The organism is Curtobacterium sp. MCLR17_058 (genome assembly GCF_003234705.2).
Taxonomy (GTDB): Bacteria; Actinomycetota; Actinomycetes; order Actinomycetales; family Microbacteriaceae; genus Curtobacterium; species Curtobacterium flaccumfaciens.
Map to the genome: position 1 here is coordinate 681,832 of NZ_CP126262.1, position 18,197 is coordinate 700,028.

The following is an 18,197-nucleotide window of genomic DNA, read 5'->3' on the forward strand; positions in this document are numbered from 1 at the left end:
CCCGTTAACGTGGGGGCATGGAGTACCGGATCCGCCCCTTCCGCACCGAGGACACCGACGGGGTCGTCGCACTGTGGGAATCGTGCGGCCTCGTCCGACCCTGGAACGACCCCCGACGTGACATCGCCCGCAAGCTGACCGTCCAGCCCGAGCTCTTCCTGGTCGCCGAGCCCCAGGCCGCCGGCACCGGCACCGACGACACCGACACCGACACCGGCGTCGTCGCCGCGGGCATGGCCGGCTTCGACGGGCACCGCGGCTGGGTGAACTACCTCGCCGTGCGCCCCGACCTGCAGGGCTCCGGCCTCGGTCGCACCCTGATGGCCGAGTTCGAGCGGCTCCTGACCGACCTCGGCTGCCCGAAGCTCAACCTGCAGGTGCGTGCGGGCAACGAGCAGGTGCTCGGGTTCTACGCGTCCCTCGGCTACACCGACGACCGCACGGTCTCGCTCGGCAAGCGCCTCATCCCCGACGCCTGACCGCGCCCGCCCGTCGCACCGTGCGGGTTCGCTCATCCGGTGCGGCGTTGGCGGCTCGGTGCGGTGCTGCAAGTCCGCACCGGGCGGTCAACCTCGCACGGTTCGAACGACTCGGCACCGTGCCGGCCCCGCCCGGCCCCGCCCGGCCCCGCCCGGCCCCGCCCGACCCCGCCGCGACCCACGCGCTACGCCAACGCCAGCGCCACCGACGCGACGAACGCCAGCACGATGCCGATCCACTGCTGCGCGGTCAACCGCTCCCGCAGCACCACCCCGGCCAGCACCACCGTCCCGATCGGGTAGAGCGCGTTGAGCACGCTCACGACGGGCAGGGTCGCCGGGTCGTCGCTGCTGTGCAGCCCCGCCTGGATGAACACGTTCGCCATCGCGTCGAAGACGCCGCACACGGCGACGGTGACCAGCAGCCGCGGACCCCATGCGCCACCCGGCCGATGCTCGCGGACGGCGGCAGCCCCGTCGGGGCGGGCCGACGTCGGGGCGGACACCGGGCCTCCCGTCCGGAGCACGACGACGATCGCCGCCGCACCCAGCAGCACCGCCTGCAGCACCCGCGCGACCACGAGGGGTGCGATGCCCGAGTCGGACGGCGTCATGTCGTAGGCCAGCACGATCCCGCCGAAGCCGCACCCGGCGACGGCGGCGGCGACCACGCCTCGGGCGGTGAGCCGCGCACCCGAGGCGTCCCGGACCACCGCGACCAGGACCACCGCGACGACCGCGACCACGAGCGCGCCGGTCGCCACGGGTGACAGCACGATGCCGCGGAACACCGCGACGAGCACCGGCACGACGGCCGCGAAGACGGCGGTGACGGGGGAGAGCACGCTCATCGGCCCGATCGCGAGTGCGGCGTAGAGCAGCAGCACCCCGACACCGCCGGAGAGCCCGGCCACTGCACCCCAGACCGCGGCCGGCCACGAGAACACGCCACCCAGGACCACCAGTCCGACGAGCAGCGGCAGGATCCCGATCGCGGCGGCCACCGCCGTGACGACGATCGGGCGGACCCGGCGCGAGGCGAGTCCGCCCAGGAAGTCGGCGAACCCGTAGACGATCGCGCCGGACAGGCCGAACAGGACGGTGAGCACGGCTCCCATCCTGCCCGGCCCGGTACCCTGCGGTGCGTGAGTGTTCCCTACCAGCGCCTGCCCCGGATCGACGGACGGTGGAGGTGGTGGCGGCCGCTCGTCGCCCTCGCGTTCCTGGCGGGGTGGTACCTCGTGTCGCAGATCGTCATCGCGGTCGCGTACTTCGTGCCGATCGGCGCAACGCAGGGGCCGCAAGCCCTGATCGACCTGCAGAACGACCTGGCCGGTGGCGCGCTCGACCCCACCGACCCGCTGATCCTGTCGCTGTCGCTGGTGTCGCTCGTGGTCCTGCTGCCGGGCATCCTGCTCGCCGTCAAGATCGCGCGGATCGGACCGGCCGGCATCCTGTCGTCGACGCGGTTCCGGGTCCGGTGGGCCTGGACGGCGTGGTGCCTGCTGCCGACGCTCGTCATCGCCGCGGTCATGTTCGTCGTCCAGACCGGCCTGTTCTGGGACGGCGGGATGATCACGACCGACGGCGGCTTCGCCTGGAACCACGACGCGATCGGTCAGTCGACGGTCTCCCTCGGCACCCTCACCCTGACGATCGTCCTCGTCGTCCTGCTCGTCCCGTTCCAGGGCGCTGCCGAGGAGTACATCTTCCGCGGCTTCCTGATGCAGACCGTCGCGTCGTGGATCCCGCGTCGCGTCGGCACGATCATCGCCGTGGCGGTCTCGACGGTCGTCTTCGCGGTGCTGCACATCCCGAACGGCTACAACGTCTGGGGCATCCTCGACGTCGGCTCGTTCGGTCTGATCGCGGCGATCATCGTCCTCCGGACCGGCGGGCTCGAGGCCACGGTCCTGCAGCACGCCTTCAACAACATCATGATCTTCGTGCTGCAGGCGCCCGGCTGGTCCGGGATCGACCTGACCTCGTCGGACGCGAACGGCACGTGGCAGGGGACGCTCGTCACCCTCGTCACGTCGCTCGCGTTCTGGGGCATGGTCGAGTTCCTGGCGTGGTGGCGGGGGCTGGACCGCCGGTTCGCCGGGCACGAGGCACCCCGGTTCCGCGGTGTGACCCCGGCCTGGGCGGGCGGCGTCCGCTGGACCCGGCCGGGAGGCACGGGCTGGGCGACCACGCCGGCCCGCGCCGACGACGTGGCCGGGTCCGACCACCGTGCCGGCTCCGACACGGACGGCGCTGTGGACAGTGCGGTGGGTGTCGCCGGTCGCCCGTAGGCTCGTGGCATGAGCACCACGCCCGCGTCCGCTGCCGTGCCTGCTCCCGCCGCCGTGTCCGCACCCCGTGCCGCTGCGCTCGACGTGCTGCACCGTGTGTGGGGCTACGACGACTTCCGCGGCGAGCAGGCGGCCATCATCGACCAGGTGGTGGCCGGTGGCGACGCCCTGGTGCTCATGCCGACCGGTGGCGGCAAGTCCCTCTGCTACCAGGTGCCATCGCTCGTCCGCGACGGCGTCGGGGTCGTGGTGTCGCCGCTCATCGCCCTCATGCAGGACCAGGTCGACGCCCTGGCCGCGAACGGCGTGCGCGCCGCGTTCCTCAACTCCACGCAGGGCCCCGACGAACGGTCCCGGGTCGAGCGTGCCGTGGTGCAGGGCGAGGTCGACATGCTCTACCTCGCGCCCGAGCGGCTGCGGCTCGAGTCCACCCGTGCGCTCCTCGACCGGGCGCGCGTCTCGCTGTTCGCCATCGACGAGGCACACTGCGTCGCCCAGTGGGGCCACGACTTCCGCCCGGACTACCTCGAGCTGAGCGTCCTGCACGAGCGGTGGCCGACGGTGCCGCGTATCGCCCTCACCGCCACTGCGACGCCGCAGACCCACCGCGAGATCTCCGCACGGCTCGGCCTCGACGACGCCGCGCACTTCGTCGCCGACTTCGACCGGCCGAACATCCAGTACCGCATCGAACCGAAGACCGGTGCGCTGCAGCAGCTGCTCACCTTCATCCGCACGGAGCACAGCGGCGACGCGGGCATCGTGTACTGCCTGTCCCGCAACTCCGTCGAGCGCACCGCGTCCGCCCTGGCCGAGCAGGGGATCAACGCCCTGCCCTACCACGCGGGCCTCGACGCCCGGGTTCGTGCCCGCAACCAGTCGACGTTCCTGCGCGAGGACGGCGTCGTCATGGTGGCGACCATCGCGTTCGGCATGGGCATCGACAAGCCCGACGTCCGGTTCGTGGCCCACCTCGACCTGCCGAAGTCGGTCGAGGGCTACTACCAGGAGACCGGCCGTGCGGGTCGTGACGGGCTGCCGGCCACCGCGTGGCTCGCGTACGGCCTGAACGACGTCGTCCAGCAGCGGCGGATGATCGACCAGTCCGAGGGCGACGCCGCACACCGTCGGCAACTCAGCGCCCACCTCGACGCCATGCTCAGCCTGTGCGAGACGATCGAGTGCCGCCGGGTTCGGCTGCTCGCGTACTTCGGGCAGGAGAGCACGGCGTGCGGCAACTGCGACACGTGCATCGCGCCGCCGGAGTCGTGGGACGGCACGGTCCCCGCGCAGAAGCTGCTGTCCACCGTCGTGCGGCTCGAGCGTGAGCGCCGCCAGCGGTACGGCGTCTCGCACCTCGTCGACATCCTGATCGGCAAGCGGTCGCCCCGCGTGCAGGAACTCCAACACGACACCCTGGCGACCTTCGGCATCGGCGCGGACCTGTCCGAGGGCGAGTGGCGCGCGGTCGCACGACAGGTGCTGGCCCAGGGCTACGCGGCGGTGTCGGGCGACGGCTTCGGCACGGTCGTCCTCAGTCCCACCAGCGCCGAGGTCCTGACCGGCAAGGTGCAGGTGCGGATGCGTCGCGACCCGGTCAAGGCTCCGCGAGCCGGACGCAGCAGTCGACGGACGGTCGTCACCGACATGCCGCAGGAAGCCGTCGGCCTGTTCGAGGCCCTGCGTGCCTGGCGTGCTGCCGAAGCCCGCGAGCAGGGCGTCCCCGCGTACGTGGTGTTCAACGACGCGACGCTCCGGGGCATCTCCGCCGTCCGTCCCGCCGACGTCGACCAGCTCGGCGAGATCTCCGGCGTCGGCGCGGCGAAGCTCGAGCGGTACGGGCGCGCGGTCCTCGACGTCGTCGCCGCGGCCGACTGATCCCCGACCAGCACTGCATGCCGTTCCGGGCATGTGCCCTCCGCGCGCCTCATTACACTCGGTAGCTCGTCACCACGAGGAGGTCCGGTGTCCGGTTCGACGAAGTTCGCCACCGTGCTCAGTCGCGCGGTGGTGACCCCGCTCGCCCGGTTGCTGTGGCGCCCGAAGATCATCGGTCGTCGGAACGTCCCGAAGCGTGGTGCGGTGATCCTCGCGAGCAACCACCGCTCGTTCATCGACTCGCCCGCGATAACGCTCATGGCACCGCGCAAGGTCTCGTTCCTGGCGAAGCAGGAGTACTTCACGGGTTCGGGCCTCAAGGGAGCCGTGTCGCGCGCGTTCTTCGGGGGCATCGGCGCCATCGGGGTCGAGCGTGGCGCGGGTGCGGCAGCGCAGCAGGCCCTCGACCTCGGGCTGGCACGCCTGCAGGAGGGCGAGGCGTTCGCGATCTACCCGGAGGGCACGCGCTCGCTCGACGGCCGGATCTACAAGGGCCGCACGGGTGTGGCGTGGCTGGCGCTGACGAGTGGCGCCCCCGTGGTGCCCGTCGCGCTCACCGGCACCGAGGACGTCCAGCCGGTCGGGTCCCGGCTGCCGAAGCTCGCCCGCGTGACGATCGAGTTCGGGCAGCCGATCGACCTGTCGTCCTTCGGCGAGGCGACGTCCGGTCGTGCACGGCGCCACGCGACCGATGCGGTGATGGCGGCGATCCAGGAGCTCAGCGGCCAGGAGCCGGCGAACACCTACAACAACCCGCCAGCGACGATCGTGGAACGGGTCCGTCGTGCACTGCAGCCGGACGACCCGACCGCGGCTGCCGTCGACCCGGACTGATCGCTGCGACTGTCCGGTCACTATTGCACATCTGAAATATCGATGGTTGAATGGCGGACGTGCCGCTCGGCACGCCGCCATCGCCGGTCGCCCGAGAACGACCAGCCACGACATCCAGATCGGACCGTCCGCAGCATGTCCTCCACCCCGCTCTTCGACTCCATCGCCCAGCGTCGCGATCAGGCCGACGCTCCGCACTCCACCGTGCGCTCCACCCCGTCACCGGCGCTCGCCGTCGTGACCCCCGTGCCGACCTCGCCGATGTCCGCACCCGTCCGCCCGGGTGACTCCACGCTGGTGCCGGCCGCCCTCGTCGCCGCGATCGACGAGATCCCGGTCCGGGTGGCATCGGCCCTGGTGACCGAGGTCACGATCCGCCCCGAGCACCTCGTCCTGGTCGAGACCGTCGCCGACGCGATCACCCGCGCGGTCGTCGACGCCGTCGTGTGCGAGCTGGACCGGATCGCCCGTGACGGCGTCGTCCGCGTCTGACCGGGCTGGTCACCGCAAGATGACGACCCCCGACGACGGCCTGCCCCGGCGCCCACGCGGTGCCGAGCGCCGCGCCGCCGCCCGACCGACCGCGCCCCGGCCGCGCCGTGCACGGCACGCTGCACAGCCGGGGCCGCTCCGAGCCGCCGGGGTGGCGGTGCCCCCTCCCGCCACCCCGGCTTCCACCCAGCCCGCACGACGCATCCGGCCTCCACAGCCCAGCCGGCCCACGCGGTCGGCCGCTCCGACGCAGCCGGCTGCCTCCACGCAGCCGGCCGCTCCCACGCGCCGCCGCCCCGCGTCCTTCCGGATCCCCGCCCGGCGGACCCTTCCCGCCGCGGCGGTGACCGCCGTCACGTGCCTGTTCGTCGCGGTCGGCTCCCCGCAGACCGCCGTCGCCGCTCCGGCCGCTCCGGAACCCACGTCGGCAGCCATCGGCACGCAGCACTTCGTCGCCGACGGTTCGACCGGTCCGACCGCCGGCCGCGACGACTTCTCGGTCGGCCGTGCTGCCGCAGCGCTCCGGGTCCCCGGTAGCTCGGGCCCGACCGGTGGCGCCGCCCGCCCCACGGCCGGTGCGATCCCGGACGCCGGTGGCTTCGGCTCCCGCTGGGTCGTCGGCTGCGCGGCCTGCTCGTCGAACCACCAGGGGGTCGACTTCGCCGCGGCCATCGGGACCCCGGTCGTCGCCGCGCTGCCCGGCCGGGTCGTCTCGGCGGGTGTCCTCGGTGGGTACGGCAACCAGGTCCTCCTGCAGCACGCCGACGGCACTGCGACCCGGTACGGGCACCTGTCGGCGATCGACGTCCGCCCCGGCCAGGTCCTCCGCGCGGGGGAGCGCCTCGGGGCCGTCGGCAACACGGGCGTCTCGACCGGTGCCCACCTGCACTTCGAGGTCATCGTGGCCGGCACCCCGATCGACCCGGCCACCTGGCTGCAGGCTCGCGGCCTCCTCTGACGGCGTCGGGCGTAGCGTCGGAGCGGTCGCGGCACGGAGCCGCGCCAGGACGGAGACGCACGTGCGAGTGACGGTGTTGGGGACGGGTGCGATGGGTGCCGGCGTGGCGGGATCACTGCTCCGCGACGGCCACGAGGTGACGGTCTGGAACCGCAGTGCCGACAAGGCCTCGCCCCTGGGTGACCGCGGCGCGACGGTGGCGAGCGACCCTGGCACTGCCGTCGAGCACGCCGAGGTCGTCCTGCTCACCCTGTTCGACACCGATGCGGTCGTCGACGTCCTCGAGCAGGCCGCCGGCGACGCCCCGACCGACGCCGTGTGGGTGCAGGCCTCGACGATCGGGGTCGACGGCACCGCGACGGTCGTGCAGCTGGCCGAGAAGTACGGCATCACCCTGGTCGAGGCGATGATGCTCGGCACGAAGGCCCCCGCCGAACAGGGCAAGCTCACGATGCTCGCGGCCGGCCCGGCGGACCTGCTCGACCGTGTCGACCCCGTGCTCGACGCGATCGGCGCGAAGACCGTCCGCGCCGGTGACCACGTCGGCGACGGCACCGCACTCAAGCTCGCCGCGAACGCCTGGATCGCCTCGATCACCGCGGCGACCGGGCAGTCCCTGGCCCTCGCGGCGGCGCTCGGGCTCGACCCCGCGCTGTTCCTGCAGGCCATCGAGGGCAGCGCGAGCGACTCCGCCTACGCCCACACCAAGGGCGCCGCGATGATCGCCCGCGAGTTCCCCGCCCAGTTCGCGCTCGACGGGCTGCGGAAGGACATCGGGCTCATCACCGATGCCGCCCGGACTGCGGGGGTGTCCACCACGCTGCTCGAGGCACTCGGGCGCGTCTACGCCGATGCCAGCGCAGCCGGGCACGGGGGCGACGACATCGCCGCGGTCGGCACGGCGTTCTGACGCACGGGCAGACGCACGCGCACAGACACCGGCACCCGCACGCGCACGGGTCGGCCGAGCGATCAGCCTCGACGGAACAGCTGCCGCAGGCGCTTCGTGAGCCGCCCCACGGCCTCGTCGTTCATGGTGTTGGCGAGGTCGAACGCCTCACGAGCCGGATCTGACCCGGCCTGGATCCGTCGGAGCGCGGCGTCGGCACGGGCCCGCGAGTCGAGCTCGGCGAACGGCATGTCGTCCTCGGGGTGGTGTTCGCCGCGAGGGTCCATGCGGTCCAGGCTACGCGCGACGGAGGTGGTCCGACCCGGCGTCGAGCTCGTCCACGACACGGACCATCTCGTCCAGGAAGTCCACGACGACGGCCATCTCGTTGCTCGGCAGGTGCTCGGTGACCTCGAGCGCGCGGGCGTCGAGTTCCTCGATGACCCGGAGCGCGTGGCGCATCGAGGTGCCGGTGGCGGTGAGGATCACGCCACGGCGGTCGTTCGGGTCGGCGTGCCGTTCGACGTGGCCGCTGCGGACGAGCCGGTCGACGAGCGCCGACGTCGACGCCGCGGTGATCTCGAGCCGCTCGGCGAGGTCCTTCGCGTTGACGGTGCGGCCGTCGTGCTCGGCGTCGATCAGGAACCGGAGCGCCAGCAGGGCGTTCTCGCCGATCCCCAGTGCCTCGCGCGCTCGGCGCTGCGCAGCGCTCTCGGCCGTCCGGTACCGCCGCAGGGCGTTGAGGACGTCAACGGCGGAGACCGCGGAGTCCTCGTACCAGTACCCCGCGGTGCTGGTCATCACCTCGGACGTCATGCCCCAATGCTAGACGCTCTAGTTAGATTGTCTAGCGAGCGCGGAGACGGGACACCTGCAACACCCGTGACGCGGTTCTGTAACACCCCGGCAACGCCGGCTCGTTAGGTTCTGGACATGCAGGAGCAGCCGTGCTGAGCCGCCTCGCGGGGAACGTCTTCCACGTGGGGAGCGCGGTGGAGCGCACCGACGTCGTCGCACGGTTGCTCGACGTCTACGTCGCCCGCCGCGAACCAGGCACCCTCGACGACGACCGGCTCGTGTCCACCGAGCTCCGCAGCGTCATCGGGACCACCGGCCCCGCGAACGACCCGGACCGTGCCGCCACCGTCGACGCCCTCGCACTCGACCGGCACGAACCCGCGTCCATCGCCGCCGCGGTCGCCGTCGCCCGCGACCACGCACGCCGCGCCCGCGAGGTCGTCTCGAGCGAGCTCTGGGACTGCCTCGACGTCACGCGGTCGCGGATGCCCCGGAAGATCGCCCCCGACCGGGCGCACGAGTTCCTCGGCTGGGTGCGGGAGCGCAGTGCCCTCGCCATCGGGGTGGTCGAGGGGGACGCCAGCCGTGACGAGGTGTGGGAGTTCTTCACCCTCGGGCGATCACTCACCCGCTGCGCCTCCACCGCACGGCTGCTGGCATCGCGGCTGCTCGAGCCGGACGCGGTCACCTCGTGGACGGCGGCGCTCCGGGCGTGCGGCGCGGGCGAGGCCTTCCTGCGCGGCCGTGACCACGCCCCGGTGCCGTCCGACGCCGCCGCCTTCCTGCTCCTCGACGCGCACAGCCCGCGGTCGTTGCGCTTCACGGTGCACCGCGCGGCCGAGTGCCTGGCCGACGTCGCCCCGTCCTGCGTCGCGGACGAGGTCGCCGGGTTCGACGAGGTCCGCGCCCTGCTCGACGGGATCCCGGAGGAGTCGGCCCTCGCCGTGGCGGGTGACGTCGGGCAACGGCTGGCGGTCGCTGCCGACCGCGTCGCCGCGGCCCTCGACGAGCGCGTCTTCGCGTCGTCCGCACCCGTGCTCTGAGCCCACCCGGCGCGCGTGTCCGGAGCCGCGTCGGCGCGGGTGTGGCTGGACCGGGCCGGTGCGCGCGTCGTGACCGCGGCCATGTGCCCGGGTGGCGCCGGACGGGAGGCCCGTGGCGGCGCCGGTGCGGGCCTCCCGTCCGACGGTCGGTGCGTCACGAGCCGTCGGCCGACGGGCAGGGCGACCCGCCGGTCCGTCAGACGGCGCTGGAGCGGTCGGCGAGCGTCTCGTCGCGTTCCAGCTCGCGGCGGAGCGCCGCGCGCGAGCCGACCACCGGCACGGCGTGCGTGATCGCCAGGTGCAGCCGTGAGTCGGCGTCGTAGCGCAGCCGGACCCGCTGGTACCGGACGAGCCAGACGAGCGCGATCCCGAGTGCGACGAAGCCCGAGGCCGCGCCGACGACGATCGCCCAGCGTGGGCCGAAGGCGTCGGCGACGGCACCGACGAGCGGGGCGCCGATGGGGGTGCCGCCCGCGAAGATCGCCATGTAGAGCGCCATCACGCGGCCGCGCATCGCGGGCTTCGTCGTGGTCTGCACCAGGGCGTTCGCCGTGGTCATGAAGGTCAGGGACGCGAGCCCGACGAACACCAGCACGATCGCGAAGGTCCAGTACGTCGGGGCGAGGGCAGCGGCGGTGCACGCGAGCCCGAACCCGCCCGCCGCGAGGACGAGGGTGCGCATCCGCGGCCTGTCCCGTCGGGCGGACAGCAGCGCACCGAGCACCGAGCCGACCGCCATCACCGAGTTGAGCAGCCCGAACTCGCCGGCGCCCTGGTGGAACTCGACCCGCGCCATCGTCGAGGTGAAGATCGGGAAGTTCACGCCGAACGTGCCGACGACGAAGATCATGCAGAGCACGACGACGATGTCCGGCCGGGTGCGGACGTACCGGAAGCCGGCGACGATCTGCCCCTTGCCGCGGCCCGCCCGGACCCGTTCGGCGAGCTGGGCGGGGTCGACGAACCGGAGTGCGAGCAGGACGGCCAGGAACGACCCGGCGTTGATGACGAACACCCATCCGGAGCCGATCGCCGCGATGAGCACACCGGCGACCGCGGGGCCGATCAGGCGTGCGGCGTTGAACGACGCGGAGTTCAGGGCGACGGCGTTCGAGACGTCCTCGCCCTGCACGACGTCGGAGACGAAGGCCTGCCGGATCGGGGCGTCGAACGCGGCGACGATGCCGAGTGCCAGGGCGAAGCCGTACAGCGCGAGCAGGGTGGCGGTGTGCGTGAGGACCATGACGCCGAGTCCCAGCCCGAGCAGCCCCATCAGGCCCTGGGTGAGCATGAGCATCTTCCGGCGGTCGAACCGGTCGGCGGCGAGCCCGGTGAGTGGCAGGAGCAGCAGCTGGGGGCCGAACTGCAGGGCCATCGTGATGCCGACCGCGACGGCGTTGTTGTCGGAGAGCTGGGTCAGCACGATCCAGTCTTGGGCGGTGCGCTGCATCCAGGTGCCGACGTTCGACACCAGGGCCCCGGCGAACCAGATGCGGTAGTTGCGTCCGGCGAGGGAGCGGAACATGGCGGTCACTGCTGGGCCAGCCTCCTCATGATCTCGGTGGCGTCGGCGAGGGTGCCCCGCTCGTCGGCGGTGAGTGCTGCGAGCCGCGGGGAGAGCCAGCCGTCGCGGCGGCGTCGGGTCTCCTCGACGAAGGCGGCTCCGGCGGGCGTCGCGCCGAGCAGCACCTTGCGGCGGTCGTCGCCGTGCCCGCACTTGGACACCAGGCCCCGCTCGACCAGCACCGCGATGGTCTTCGTCATCGAGGGCGGGGTGACGCCGTCCTGTCGGCTCAGGTCGGCCAGGGTCATGGCGCCGTCGCGGTGCAGTCGGGCGAGGGCGGAGAACTGCGCGTCCGTGACGCTCGAGTCGGCCTTCTGGGCACGGAGGGTGCGGGACAGCCGGTTCACCGCGATGCGGAGGTCGGTGGCGTCGGTCATCGGTCGTTAGCCTATCTCATTAGTTCAGCGAACGAACTTCAATTCGGGTGTACCGTGGTTGTAGACAACACGTGTTGCCGAGAGAGAAGGAGAACATGTCCGAGTTCGAGGGCAAGGTCGCCGTCGTCACCGGTGGTGGCAGCGGCATCGGTGAGTCGGTCGCGAAGGAGCTCGCCGCGGCGGGCGCCACGGTGGTCGTCGCCGACATCAACCTGGCGGGCGCCGAGCGCGTCGCCGCGTCGATCGTGGAGGCCGGTGGCACCGCCCGCGCGTTCGAGGCCAACTCCGCGGTCGCCGCGGACAACGAGCGCATGGTGCAGTTCGCGGTCGACACGTTCGGCGCGCTGCACCTGGCCGTGAACAACGCCGGCATCGGCGCAGCACCGCAGCCGATCGGCGAGTACGACATCGCCGCCTGGGACCGCGTCCGTGCAGTCGACCTGGACGGCGTCTTCTACGGGCTGCGCTACGAGATCCCCGCGATGGTGGCCGCCGGTGGTGGTGCGATCGTGAACATGGCGTCGGTGCTCGGCACGGTCGGCATGGCGCAGAACGCGGCCTACGTCGCCTCGAAGCACGCGCTCGCCGGACTGACCAAGGTCGCCGCGCTCGAGTACTCGTCGCAGGGCGTCCGCACGAACGCCGTGGGCCCCGGGTTCATCGACACCCCGCTGCTCCGGAAGTCGCTCTCGCCCGAGGCCATCGCGGCGCTCGAGGACGAGCACGCCTCGAAGCGGCTCGGCACCGACGCCGAGGTCGCCGCGCTCGTGCTGTTCCTGCTGAGCGACAAGGCCTCGTTCATCACTGGCAGCTACCACCTGGTGGACGGCGGCTACTCCGCGCACTGACGGGTCCGGTGCACCTGGTCGTTCCGGGCGTACCTGGTCGAAACGGGCGTACCTGGTCGGTTCTTCCGACCAGGTACGCCCGTTTCCGCTTTCCAGCGCGGGTGCGATGGGAAGGAACGTCGGACGGGAGGCCCGCCCAGCGTGCGCCGGTCGGCTCGCGCTGGGCGGGCCTCCCGGCCTTCAGAGCCGCGCGTCCGTCAGGATCGCGTCGTGCGGGAGCAGGGCGTGCACGCCCCACGTGCGGTTCGCGACCTGCGTGATGCGCATGCTCACCGCCACGCTCGCCATCGCGAGTGCCTCGGCGCGGCCGATCCCGTGCAGCCCGGCGATCCAGTCGACCATCCGGTCGAGCGCCGTGGCCGTCGCGACGTTGAGATCGGCGTCGAAGCCGAAGGTGATGCGTCCGGCGGGGGTGTCGGCGTGCACACCCTCGACCGGGGCCGCATCGAGGAGCGTCAGGGTCATCGTCGTCGTCATGCCGCACTCGACCGCCGTGCCGGAGACCTCGCCGTCGCCCTGGGCCGCGTGCCCGTCGCCGACGTGGAGCAGGGCGTCCGGCACCGTCACCGGCAGGTACAGGGTGGAGCCGGCGACGAGCTCACGGCAGTCGACGTTGCCGCCGCCGACCGTGCGGGGTGGGATCGTGGAGTGCTCCCCGGTGGGCTCGGGTGGGACGCCGACGACGCCGAGGAACGGTGCCGTCCGCACCCCGAGGCCGAGCTGGTTCACGGCGACTCCGGCGGGCACGTCGATGTCCCAGAGCAGCGGGCCGCGCGACGCCGGGTCGGTCAGGCCGAGTGCGCGGTTCACCGGGGAGTCGACCCCGCCCGAGGCCGTGTAGCCCCAGTCGTCGGGCACGAGGTCGTCGAAGTGCACCGCCAGGACCATCCCCGGACGTGCTCCCGCGACGGCGATCGGCCCGACCAGGCAGTGGCCCCGGCGCGGGTCGATCAGGGTCGGGGCGTCGACGCCCGGGCCCGGCTGGCGTTCCGTGTAGCCCGCGGCGCTCAGGGTTCGGACGGTCACGGTGTCGCCCGGTTCGACGGTCAGGACCGGCTGGCGTTCGGCGGTGAAGACGTCGACGGCGGAGTCGACCGTGGCGTCGAGGTGGTGGGTGGTCACCGTTCGATCATCCCAGGCGGGGCAGGGCGGTTCCGGGCGTACTTGGTCGGAACGGGCGTACCTGGCGGAATCGGGCGTATCTGGTCGGAAGTTCTGACCAGGTACGCCCGATTCCACAAGCCATCGCGGGTGTTCCGGGAAGGAACGTCCTCAGTGGAACTGGGGGATCGTCAACCAGATGCCGGCCAGCACCGCGGCGACGCACAGCGCGAAGCACAGCACGGCTCCCGCGAGTGCCGCCGGCGGGGTGTGCCCGGAGCGCGGGGTCTCGTCGGAGTACTGCGTGCGCTCGCCGCCCGCGTCGTCCGGCTGCCCCGTGCCGAGCAGCCGCAGGCCGAGCGTGTACACGAGCACCAGGCCCACGGCGGCCACGAAGCCGACGCCGGCGACCGTGCCGATCGCGGTGAAGTCGATGTCCATCGTCGTTCCCCTCAGTTCGCTGCGCCGGTCGGCTGCGGCTCGGCCTGCTCGGCCGGCCCGGACTCGGTCGTGATGTCCTCGTGCGAGATCGGCTTGCGCTTGGCGAGGACGTAGAAGGTGAGCCCGCCGGCCAGGGCGAGGACCGCGACGAGCACCAGCCCGAAGGCCGAGGTCGACGCGAGCCAGGTCGCGAGCGCCCCGACCACCGCAGCGGCGGGCAGCGTGATCACCCATGCGATGACGATGCGGCCGACGACCGACCAGTGCACGTCGGCGAGCTTCTTGCCGAGGCCCGAGCCGACGACCGCGCCGCTCGTCACGTGGGTCGTCGAGAGCGCGAAGCCCAGGTGCGACGAGATGAGGATCGTCGCGGCGGAGCTCGTCTCGGCGGCGAAGCCCTGCGGCGACTGCACGTCGGAGATCTTCTTGCCGACGGTCTGCATGATCCGCCAGCCGCCCATGTACGTGCCGAGGCCGATCGCCAGCCCGCAGGCCAGGATCACCCAGAGCGCCGGACCGGTGCCGGCGGCCTGGTAGTTCGCGGCGATGAGGGTCAGCGTGATGACGCCCATCGTCTTCTGCGCGTCGTTCGTGCCGTGCGCGAGCGACACCAGCGACGCCGAGATCGTCTGCCCGTGTCGGAACCCGGTCGCGGCACCGTGCGTCGTCGCGTTCTTCGTGAGCACGTACGCCAGGTACGTCGCGACCAGGGCGATCACCCCGGCGATGACCGGGGAGAGCAGCGCCGGCAGCACGACCTTCGACACCACCGTCGCCCAGCTGATCGAGTTCAGCCCCGCTCCGATGATCGAGGCCCCGATGAGCCCGCCGAACAGCGCATGGGTGGACGAGGACGGCAGCCCGAGGTACCAGGTCGCCAGGTTCCAGAGCACCGCGCCGACGAGCCCCGCGAAGATCATCGTGGGGGAGATGTGGATGCCGTCCTGCCCCTCGCGGATGATGCCCTGCGAGACGGTCTTGGCGACCTCGGTGGACAGGAACGCGCCGACGACGTTGAGCACGGCGGAGATGAGCACGGCGGTCCGGGGCTTGAGCGCTCCCGTGGCGACCGACGTGGCCATGGCGTTCGCGGTGTCGTGGAAGCCGTTCGTGAAGTCGAACACGAGGGCCACGACGATCACCAGCGTGACGATGACGATGACGTCCATGCGCAGGACGGTAGGCCCGCCCGGAACGCCCTGCGTGAACGCCGGGTGAACAGGTCCGGGATGAAGCGCGTCTGCGAGGATGCTCACGTGCCCACCTTCTCCGCCGCTCGCGGCGACGCCTCGTTCACCGACGCTCACGGCGTCGAGATCGTCTACTCGACCTGGCGTGCGGCGCGGCCGAAGGGTGTCGTGCAGATCGCGCACGGGGTCGGGGAGCACGGGCTCCGGTACGAACCGCTCGCGCAGGACCTGGTGCGCGCCGGCTACACCGTGCACGCGAACGACCACCGCGGGCACGGACGCACCGGCCTGACCCAGTGGGACGGCGACCGCGCCAAGCTCGGTCGGCTCGGCCCCGGCGGCCTGCGCGCGGCGATCGCCGCGGTGGAGCAGATGAGCGCGGTCGCGCGGGCCGACGAACCGGGGCTGCCGCTCGTGCTGCTCGGGCACTCGTGGGGGTCACTCATGGCGCAGCGGATCGTGAACACCTCGTCGGACCGCTACGACGGCGTCGTCCTGTCCGCGAGCGCCTACCGGCTGCCCGGCTGGATGAACAGCGGCGACCTCAACGCCCGGCACGCGGGGTCCGGGCCCACCAAGTACGAGTGGCTCACCCGCGACCGGAAGATCATCGACGCGATGGCGGTCGACCCCCTGGCGGTCGAGGCCGACGTCATCGGGCTGTTCGGGCTCGCCGACACGCTCCGGCTGCTCGGGGTGCCGCGGCGGGGGATCCCGCACGACCTCCCGATGCTGCTGCAGGTCGGCTCCGATGACACCCTCGGGGGTCCGCGCTCGATCGAGCGTCTGGCGCAGGCGTACCGCCGACGCGGCCGGCTGTCCGACGTGACCGTGCAGGTGTACGAGGGCGCGCGGCACGAGGTCTACAACGAGACGAACCGCGCCGAGGTCATCGGCGACCTGGTCGCGTGGCTCGACCGGGTGACGACGCGCTGACGGCGCTCGCCGCGTCCTGCGACGCGACCGGCGACGGACGGGAGGCCCGTGGCGGCGCCGCCACGCGCCTCCAGTCCGTCACCAGGCCGGCTCACTGCCGGGCCGTCGGCCGTCCGGAATAGGGTGGCGGCATGCACGGTGAGTACAAGGTCCCCGGAGGCAAGCTGGTCGTCGTCGACCTCGAGGCCGTCGACAGCACGATCCAGCAGTTCCGCCTGGCGGGTGACTTCTTCCTGGAACCCGACGACGCGCTGCCGCTCATCGACGCGGCCGTGAACGGGCTCCCCGCCACCACCGACGCCGCGGGCATCGCCGCAGCCGTGCGGGCGGCCCTGCCGACCGATGCGGTGCTGCTCGGCTTCACGCCCGAGTCCGTCGGCGTCGCGGTGCGCCGCGCGCTGTCGCGGGCTTCGACCTGGCGCGACCACGACTGGCAGATCGTGCACGAGGGGCCGATCAGCCCGAACGAGCACCTCGCGCTCGACCAGGTGCTGACCGAAGAGGTCGGTGCCGGCCGTCGCGGTCCCACGCTGCGCATCTGGGAGTGGGACCAGCCGGCCGTCGTGATCGGGTCGTTCCAGTCGCTCAAGAACGAGGTCGACCCCGCCGGCGCCGAGAAGTACGGCGTGCAGGTGGTCCGACGCATCTCCGGCGGTGGCGCGATGTTCATGGACGCCGGCGCCGTCATCTCCTACTCGCTCTACGTGCCGTCCGACCTGGTGCAGGGCATGACGTTCGCCGACTCGTACGCGTTCCTCGACGAATGGGTGATCGAGGCGCTCAAGTCGCTCGGCATCGAGGCCTACTACCAGCCCCTCAACGACATCACCTCGACCAAGGGCAAGATCGGCGGGGCCGCACAGAAGCGCCTCGGTACCGGGTCGCTGCTGCACCACGCCACCATGAGCTACGACATGGACGGCGAGAAGATGGTCCAGGTGCTGCGCATCGGGCGCGAGAAGATGAGCGACAAGGGCACCACCAGCGCTGCGAAGCGCGTCGACCCGCTCCGCTCGCAGACCGGGCTGTCCCGCGCCGAGATCATCGAGCGGCTGATCGGCACCTTCACCCGCCTGTACGGGGCGACCGAGGGGCACGTGACCGAGGCCGAGCGCGAGCGGGCGCAGGAGCTGGTGCGGACGAAGTTCGCGACGAAGGAGTGGCTCGAGCGGGTGCCGTGAGCCCTGCTCGGTCGACGGTGGACGCGACGGCCGGAGCTGAGGGGGGACGTCCCGGCCGCCGCTGCTTCGAGTGTGCGCCTCGACCTCATGAACCAGACGTGTGGATGATGAGAATCCCCCGCGCGGCTGATCCGCTCGCCGCGCAGCCCACGTAGCGTCGCTGCCGTGAACTGGTTGATCTTCCTGGGGGCGGTGGCCGCCGTGGCCGTCGTGGTGTGGATCGCCGATCGCATGGGGTGGATCGACCTGTCGAACAAGTCCCAGCGGAGCGGCGGATCCGGAGGCATGGGCGGGATGCTGGACGAGGTGTTCGCACCGACCCGGCACGAGACGCAAGCTGAGTACGAGCGGCAGGCGCGCCTGCCGAAACAGGCCCCGTCTCCGGCGGGCCACGACCACGACCTGCTCAGCGGCAGCGTGCTCATCCGGGTGCCGGCGGTGCGGAGCGCCGGGCGGCACGAGGCCCGCGCGGGGACGCACGACCGGTCGTACTGAGCTGACGGGCGCCGTGCTCGTGTGTGCCTCGCTCGTGTCAGCGCGTCGTGAGCTCCTGGTAGTCCGGGTGCCGCTCGATCCACGCGTGCACGTAGCTGCACTGCGCGACGACCCGGCGTGACGAACTCGCACGCACGTCGTCGAGGGCGTGCTGCACCAGGATCGACGCGTGCCCACCACCGCGGTGCTCGGGATCGACCTCGGTGTGCACGAAGCGGATCTCGTCGCCGTCGATCTCGTACGCCGCGAGGCCGATGACCTCGCCGTCCTCGATCAGGGAGTACTGCTGCTTGTCGGTGTCGTTGCGGACCTCGGGTGCTGCTGCCATGCACTCGACCGTACGCCGGGGCCGAGGCGTGCGGTGCGTGTCCGCTCGGTGCGGCGCGGTGCGGCGCGGTG

The 18,197-nt window shown here is 72.3% G+C and carries 21 protein-coding genes; 12 read left to right on the forward strand and 9 right to left on the reverse strand.

Translation table 11 applies throughout. From position 1 onward, the window contains the following. Positions 1-17: 17 nt before the first annotated feature. Positions 18-479 carry a GNAT family acetyltransferase gene (locus tag DEJ11_RS03305; protein ID WP_111103803.1) on the forward strand — a complete coding sequence of 154 codons (462 nt, stop codon included), beginning with the start codon at positions 18-20 and terminating at the stop codon, positions 477-479. Positions 480-664: 185 nt separating this feature from the next. On the opposite strand, the gene DEJ11_RS03310 is transcribed toward DEJ11_RS03305, so the two are convergent. Next, positions 665-1,588, reverse strand: coding sequence for an EamA family transporter (locus DEJ11_RS03310; protein WP_111105288.1), 924 nt, complete (start codon positions 1,586-1,588; stop codon positions 665-667). A 36-nt stretch (positions 1,589-1,624) separates the two neighbouring features. Between DEJ11_RS03310 and DEJ11_RS03315 the strand changes: the two genes are divergently transcribed. From DEJ11_RS03315 to DEJ11_RS03340, 6 genes are all read left to right on the forward strand, one after another. Next, the gene (locus tag DEJ11_RS03315; protein WP_111105289.1) at positions 1,625-2,773 is read left to right on the forward strand and encodes a CPBP family intramembrane glutamic endopeptidase; all 1,149 of its coding nucleotides are present in this window, start codon (positions 1,625-1,627) and stop codon (positions 2,771-2,773) included. Between the two features lie 9 nt (positions 2,774-2,782). Then, the gene (gene recQ / locus DEJ11_RS03320) at positions 2,783-4,651 is read left to right on the forward strand and encodes a DNA helicase RecQ (RefSeq protein ID WP_111024949.1); all 1,869 of its coding nucleotides are present in this window, start codon (positions 2,783-2,785) and stop codon (positions 4,649-4,651) included. Positions 4,652-4,738: 87 nt separating this feature from the next. Beyond that, on the forward strand, positions 4,739-5,485 hold the full coding sequence (locus tag DEJ11_RS03325; protein ID WP_111105290.1) for a lysophospholipid acyltransferase family protein: 747 nt from the start codon (positions 4,739-4,741) through the stop codon (positions 5,483-5,485). 135 nt (positions 5,486-5,620) lie between these two features. After that, entirely contained in the window at positions 5,621-5,977 is a 357-nt protein-coding gene (locus DEJ11_RS03330; RefSeq protein ID WP_111030844.1) for a hypothetical protein, read from the forward strand. Positions 5,978-6,320: 343 nt separating this feature from the next. Next, entirely contained in the window at positions 6,321-6,935 is a 615-nt protein-coding gene (locus DEJ11_RS03335; protein ID WP_284176681.1) for a M23 family metallopeptidase, read from the forward strand. A gap of 73 nt (positions 6,936-7,008) precedes the next feature. After that, positions 7,009-7,845, forward strand: coding sequence for an NAD(P)-dependent oxidoreductase (locus DEJ11_RS03340; protein ID WP_284176817.1), 837 nt, complete (start codon positions 7,009-7,011; stop codon positions 7,843-7,845). 62 nt (positions 7,846-7,907) lie between these two features. On the opposite strand, the gene DEJ11_RS03345 is transcribed toward DEJ11_RS03340, so the two are convergent. Further along, positions 7,908-8,111 (reverse strand): hypothetical protein, encoded by a 204-nt coding sequence (locus tag DEJ11_RS03345; RefSeq protein WP_017886198.1) that lies wholly within the window; start codon positions 8,109-8,111, stop codon positions 7,908-7,910. A gap of 10 nt (positions 8,112-8,121) precedes the next feature. After that, a complete protein-coding gene (locus DEJ11_RS03350; RefSeq protein ID WP_110864346.1) occupies positions 8,122-8,640 on the reverse strand; it encodes a MarR family winged helix-turn-helix transcriptional regulator in 519 nt (172 codons plus the stop codon). A gap of 131 nt (positions 8,641-8,771) precedes the next feature. Between DEJ11_RS03350 and DEJ11_RS03355 the strand changes: the two genes are divergently transcribed. Continuing rightward, positions 8,772-9,665, forward strand: a complete 894-nt coding sequence (locus tag DEJ11_RS03355; RefSeq protein WP_071406023.1) for an alpha-E domain-containing protein — start codon at positions 8,772-8,774, stop codon at positions 9,663-9,665. A 196-nt stretch (positions 9,666-9,861) separates the two neighbouring features. Here DEJ11_RS03355 and DEJ11_RS03360 read toward each other — a convergent pair whose 3' ends face one another. Both DEJ11_RS03360 and DEJ11_RS03365 read right to left on the reverse strand, forming a co-directional pair. Then, a complete protein-coding gene (locus DEJ11_RS03360) occupies positions 9,862-11,190 on the reverse strand; it encodes an MFS transporter (protein ID WP_349775179.1) in 1,329 nt (442 codons plus the stop codon). 5 nt (positions 11,191-11,195) lie between these two features. Continuing rightward, the gene (locus tag DEJ11_RS03365) at positions 11,196-11,606 is read right to left on the reverse strand and encodes a MarR family winged helix-turn-helix transcriptional regulator (RefSeq protein WP_110864348.1); all 411 of its coding nucleotides are present in this window, start codon (positions 11,604-11,606) and stop codon (positions 11,196-11,198) included. 95 nt (positions 11,607-11,701) lie between these two features. Here DEJ11_RS03365 and DEJ11_RS03370 point away from each other — a divergent pair, with 95 nt between their 5' ends. Beyond that, positions 11,702-12,454, forward strand: a complete 753-nt coding sequence (locus DEJ11_RS03370; protein WP_071406021.1) for an SDR family NAD(P)-dependent oxidoreductase — start codon at positions 11,702-11,704, stop codon at positions 12,452-12,454. Positions 12,455-12,634: 180 nt separating this feature from the next. On the opposite strand, the gene DEJ11_RS03375 is transcribed toward DEJ11_RS03370, so the two are convergent. From DEJ11_RS03375 to DEJ11_RS03385, 3 genes are all read right to left on the reverse strand, one after another. Then, positions 12,635-13,576: an acetamidase/formamidase family protein gene (locus DEJ11_RS03375; protein WP_111105191.1), complete on the reverse strand. Its 942-nt coding sequence runs from the start codon at positions 13,574-13,576 to the stop codon at positions 12,635-12,637. Between the two features lie 150 nt (positions 13,577-13,726). Then, positions 13,727-13,996, reverse strand: a complete 270-nt coding sequence (locus DEJ11_RS03380) for a hypothetical protein (RefSeq protein WP_111105190.1) — start codon at positions 13,994-13,996, stop codon at positions 13,727-13,729. Between the two features lie 11 nt (positions 13,997-14,007). Further along, positions 14,008-15,165: an inorganic phosphate transporter gene (locus DEJ11_RS03385; protein ID WP_111046699.1), complete on the reverse strand. Its 1,158-nt coding sequence runs from the start codon at positions 15,163-15,165 to the stop codon at positions 14,008-14,010. 87 nt (positions 15,166-15,252) lie between these two features. Between DEJ11_RS03385 and DEJ11_RS03390 the strand changes: the two genes are divergently transcribed. The 3 genes from DEJ11_RS03390 (at position 15,253) to DEJ11_RS03400 (ending at position 17,798) form a co-directional block, all read left to right on the forward strand. Further along, on the forward strand, positions 15,253-16,122 hold the full coding sequence (locus tag DEJ11_RS03390) for an alpha/beta hydrolase (RefSeq protein ID WP_181440906.1): 870 nt from the start codon (positions 15,253-15,255) through the stop codon (positions 16,120-16,122). Between the two features lie 131 nt (positions 16,123-16,253). Continuing rightward, the gene (gene lplAB, locus DEJ11_RS03395; protein ID WP_111105188.1) at positions 16,254-17,303 is read left to right on the forward strand and encodes a lipoate-protein ligase LplAB; all 1,050 of its coding nucleotides are present in this window, start codon (positions 16,254-16,256) and stop codon (positions 17,301-17,303) included. Positions 17,304-17,468: 165 nt separating this feature from the next. Next, complete coding sequence (locus DEJ11_RS03400) at positions 17,469-17,798, forward strand: hypothetical protein (RefSeq protein WP_111105187.1); 330 nt, start codon at positions 17,469-17,471, stop codon at positions 17,796-17,798. 37 nt (positions 17,799-17,835) lie between these two features. On the opposite strand, the gene DEJ11_RS03405 is transcribed toward DEJ11_RS03400, so the two are convergent. Further along, entirely contained in the window at positions 17,836-18,126 is a 291-nt protein-coding gene (locus DEJ11_RS03405; protein ID WP_027465074.1) for a GNAT family N-acetyltransferase, read from the reverse strand. Positions 18,127-18,197: the final 71 nt, after the last annotated feature.

Coding starts and splice junctions, on each gene's coding strand:
- DEJ11_RS03305 (WP_111103803.1), top strand. CDS start 18: ATGGAGTACCGGATCCGCCCCTTCCGCACCGAGGACACCGACGGGGTC.
- recQ (WP_111024949.1), top strand. CDS start 2,783: ATGAGCACCACGCCCGCGTCCGCTGCCGTGCCTGCTCCCGCCGCCGTG.
- DEJ11_RS03330 (WP_111030844.1), top strand. CDS start 5,621: ATGTCCTCCACCCCGCTCTTCGACTCCATCGCCCAGCGTCGCGATCAG.
- DEJ11_RS03345 (WP_017886198.1), bottom strand. CDS start 8,111: ATGGACCCTCGCGGCGAACACCACCCCGAGGACGACATGCCGTTCGCC.
- DEJ11_RS03350 (WP_110864346.1), bottom strand. CDS start 8,640: ATGACGTCCGAGGTGATGACCAGCACCGCGGGGTACTGGTACGAGGAC.
- DEJ11_RS03360 (WP_349775179.1), bottom strand. CDS start 11,190: ATGTTCCGCTCCCTCGCCGGACGCAACTACCGCATCTGGTTCGCCGGG.
- DEJ11_RS03365 (WP_110864348.1), bottom strand. CDS start 11,606: ATGACCGACGCCACCGACCTCCGCATCGCGGTGAACCGGCTGTCCCGC.
- DEJ11_RS03370 (WP_071406021.1), top strand. CDS start 11,702: ATGTCCGAGTTCGAGGGCAAGGTCGCCGTCGTCACCGGTGGTGGCAGC.
- DEJ11_RS03380 (WP_111105190.1), bottom strand. CDS start 13,996: ATGGACATCGACTTCACCGCGATCGGCACGGTCGCCGGCGTCGGCTTC.
- DEJ11_RS03385 (WP_111046699.1), bottom strand. CDS start 15,165: ATGGACGTCATCGTCATCGTCACGCTGGTGATCGTCGTGGCCCTCGTG.
- lplAB (WP_111105188.1), top strand. CDS start 16,254: ATGCACGGTGAGTACAAGGTCCCCGGAGGCAAGCTGGTCGTCGTCGAC.
- DEJ11_RS03405 (WP_027465074.1), bottom strand. CDS start 18,126: ATGGCAGCAGCACCCGAGGTCCGCAACGACACCGACAAGCAGCAGTAC.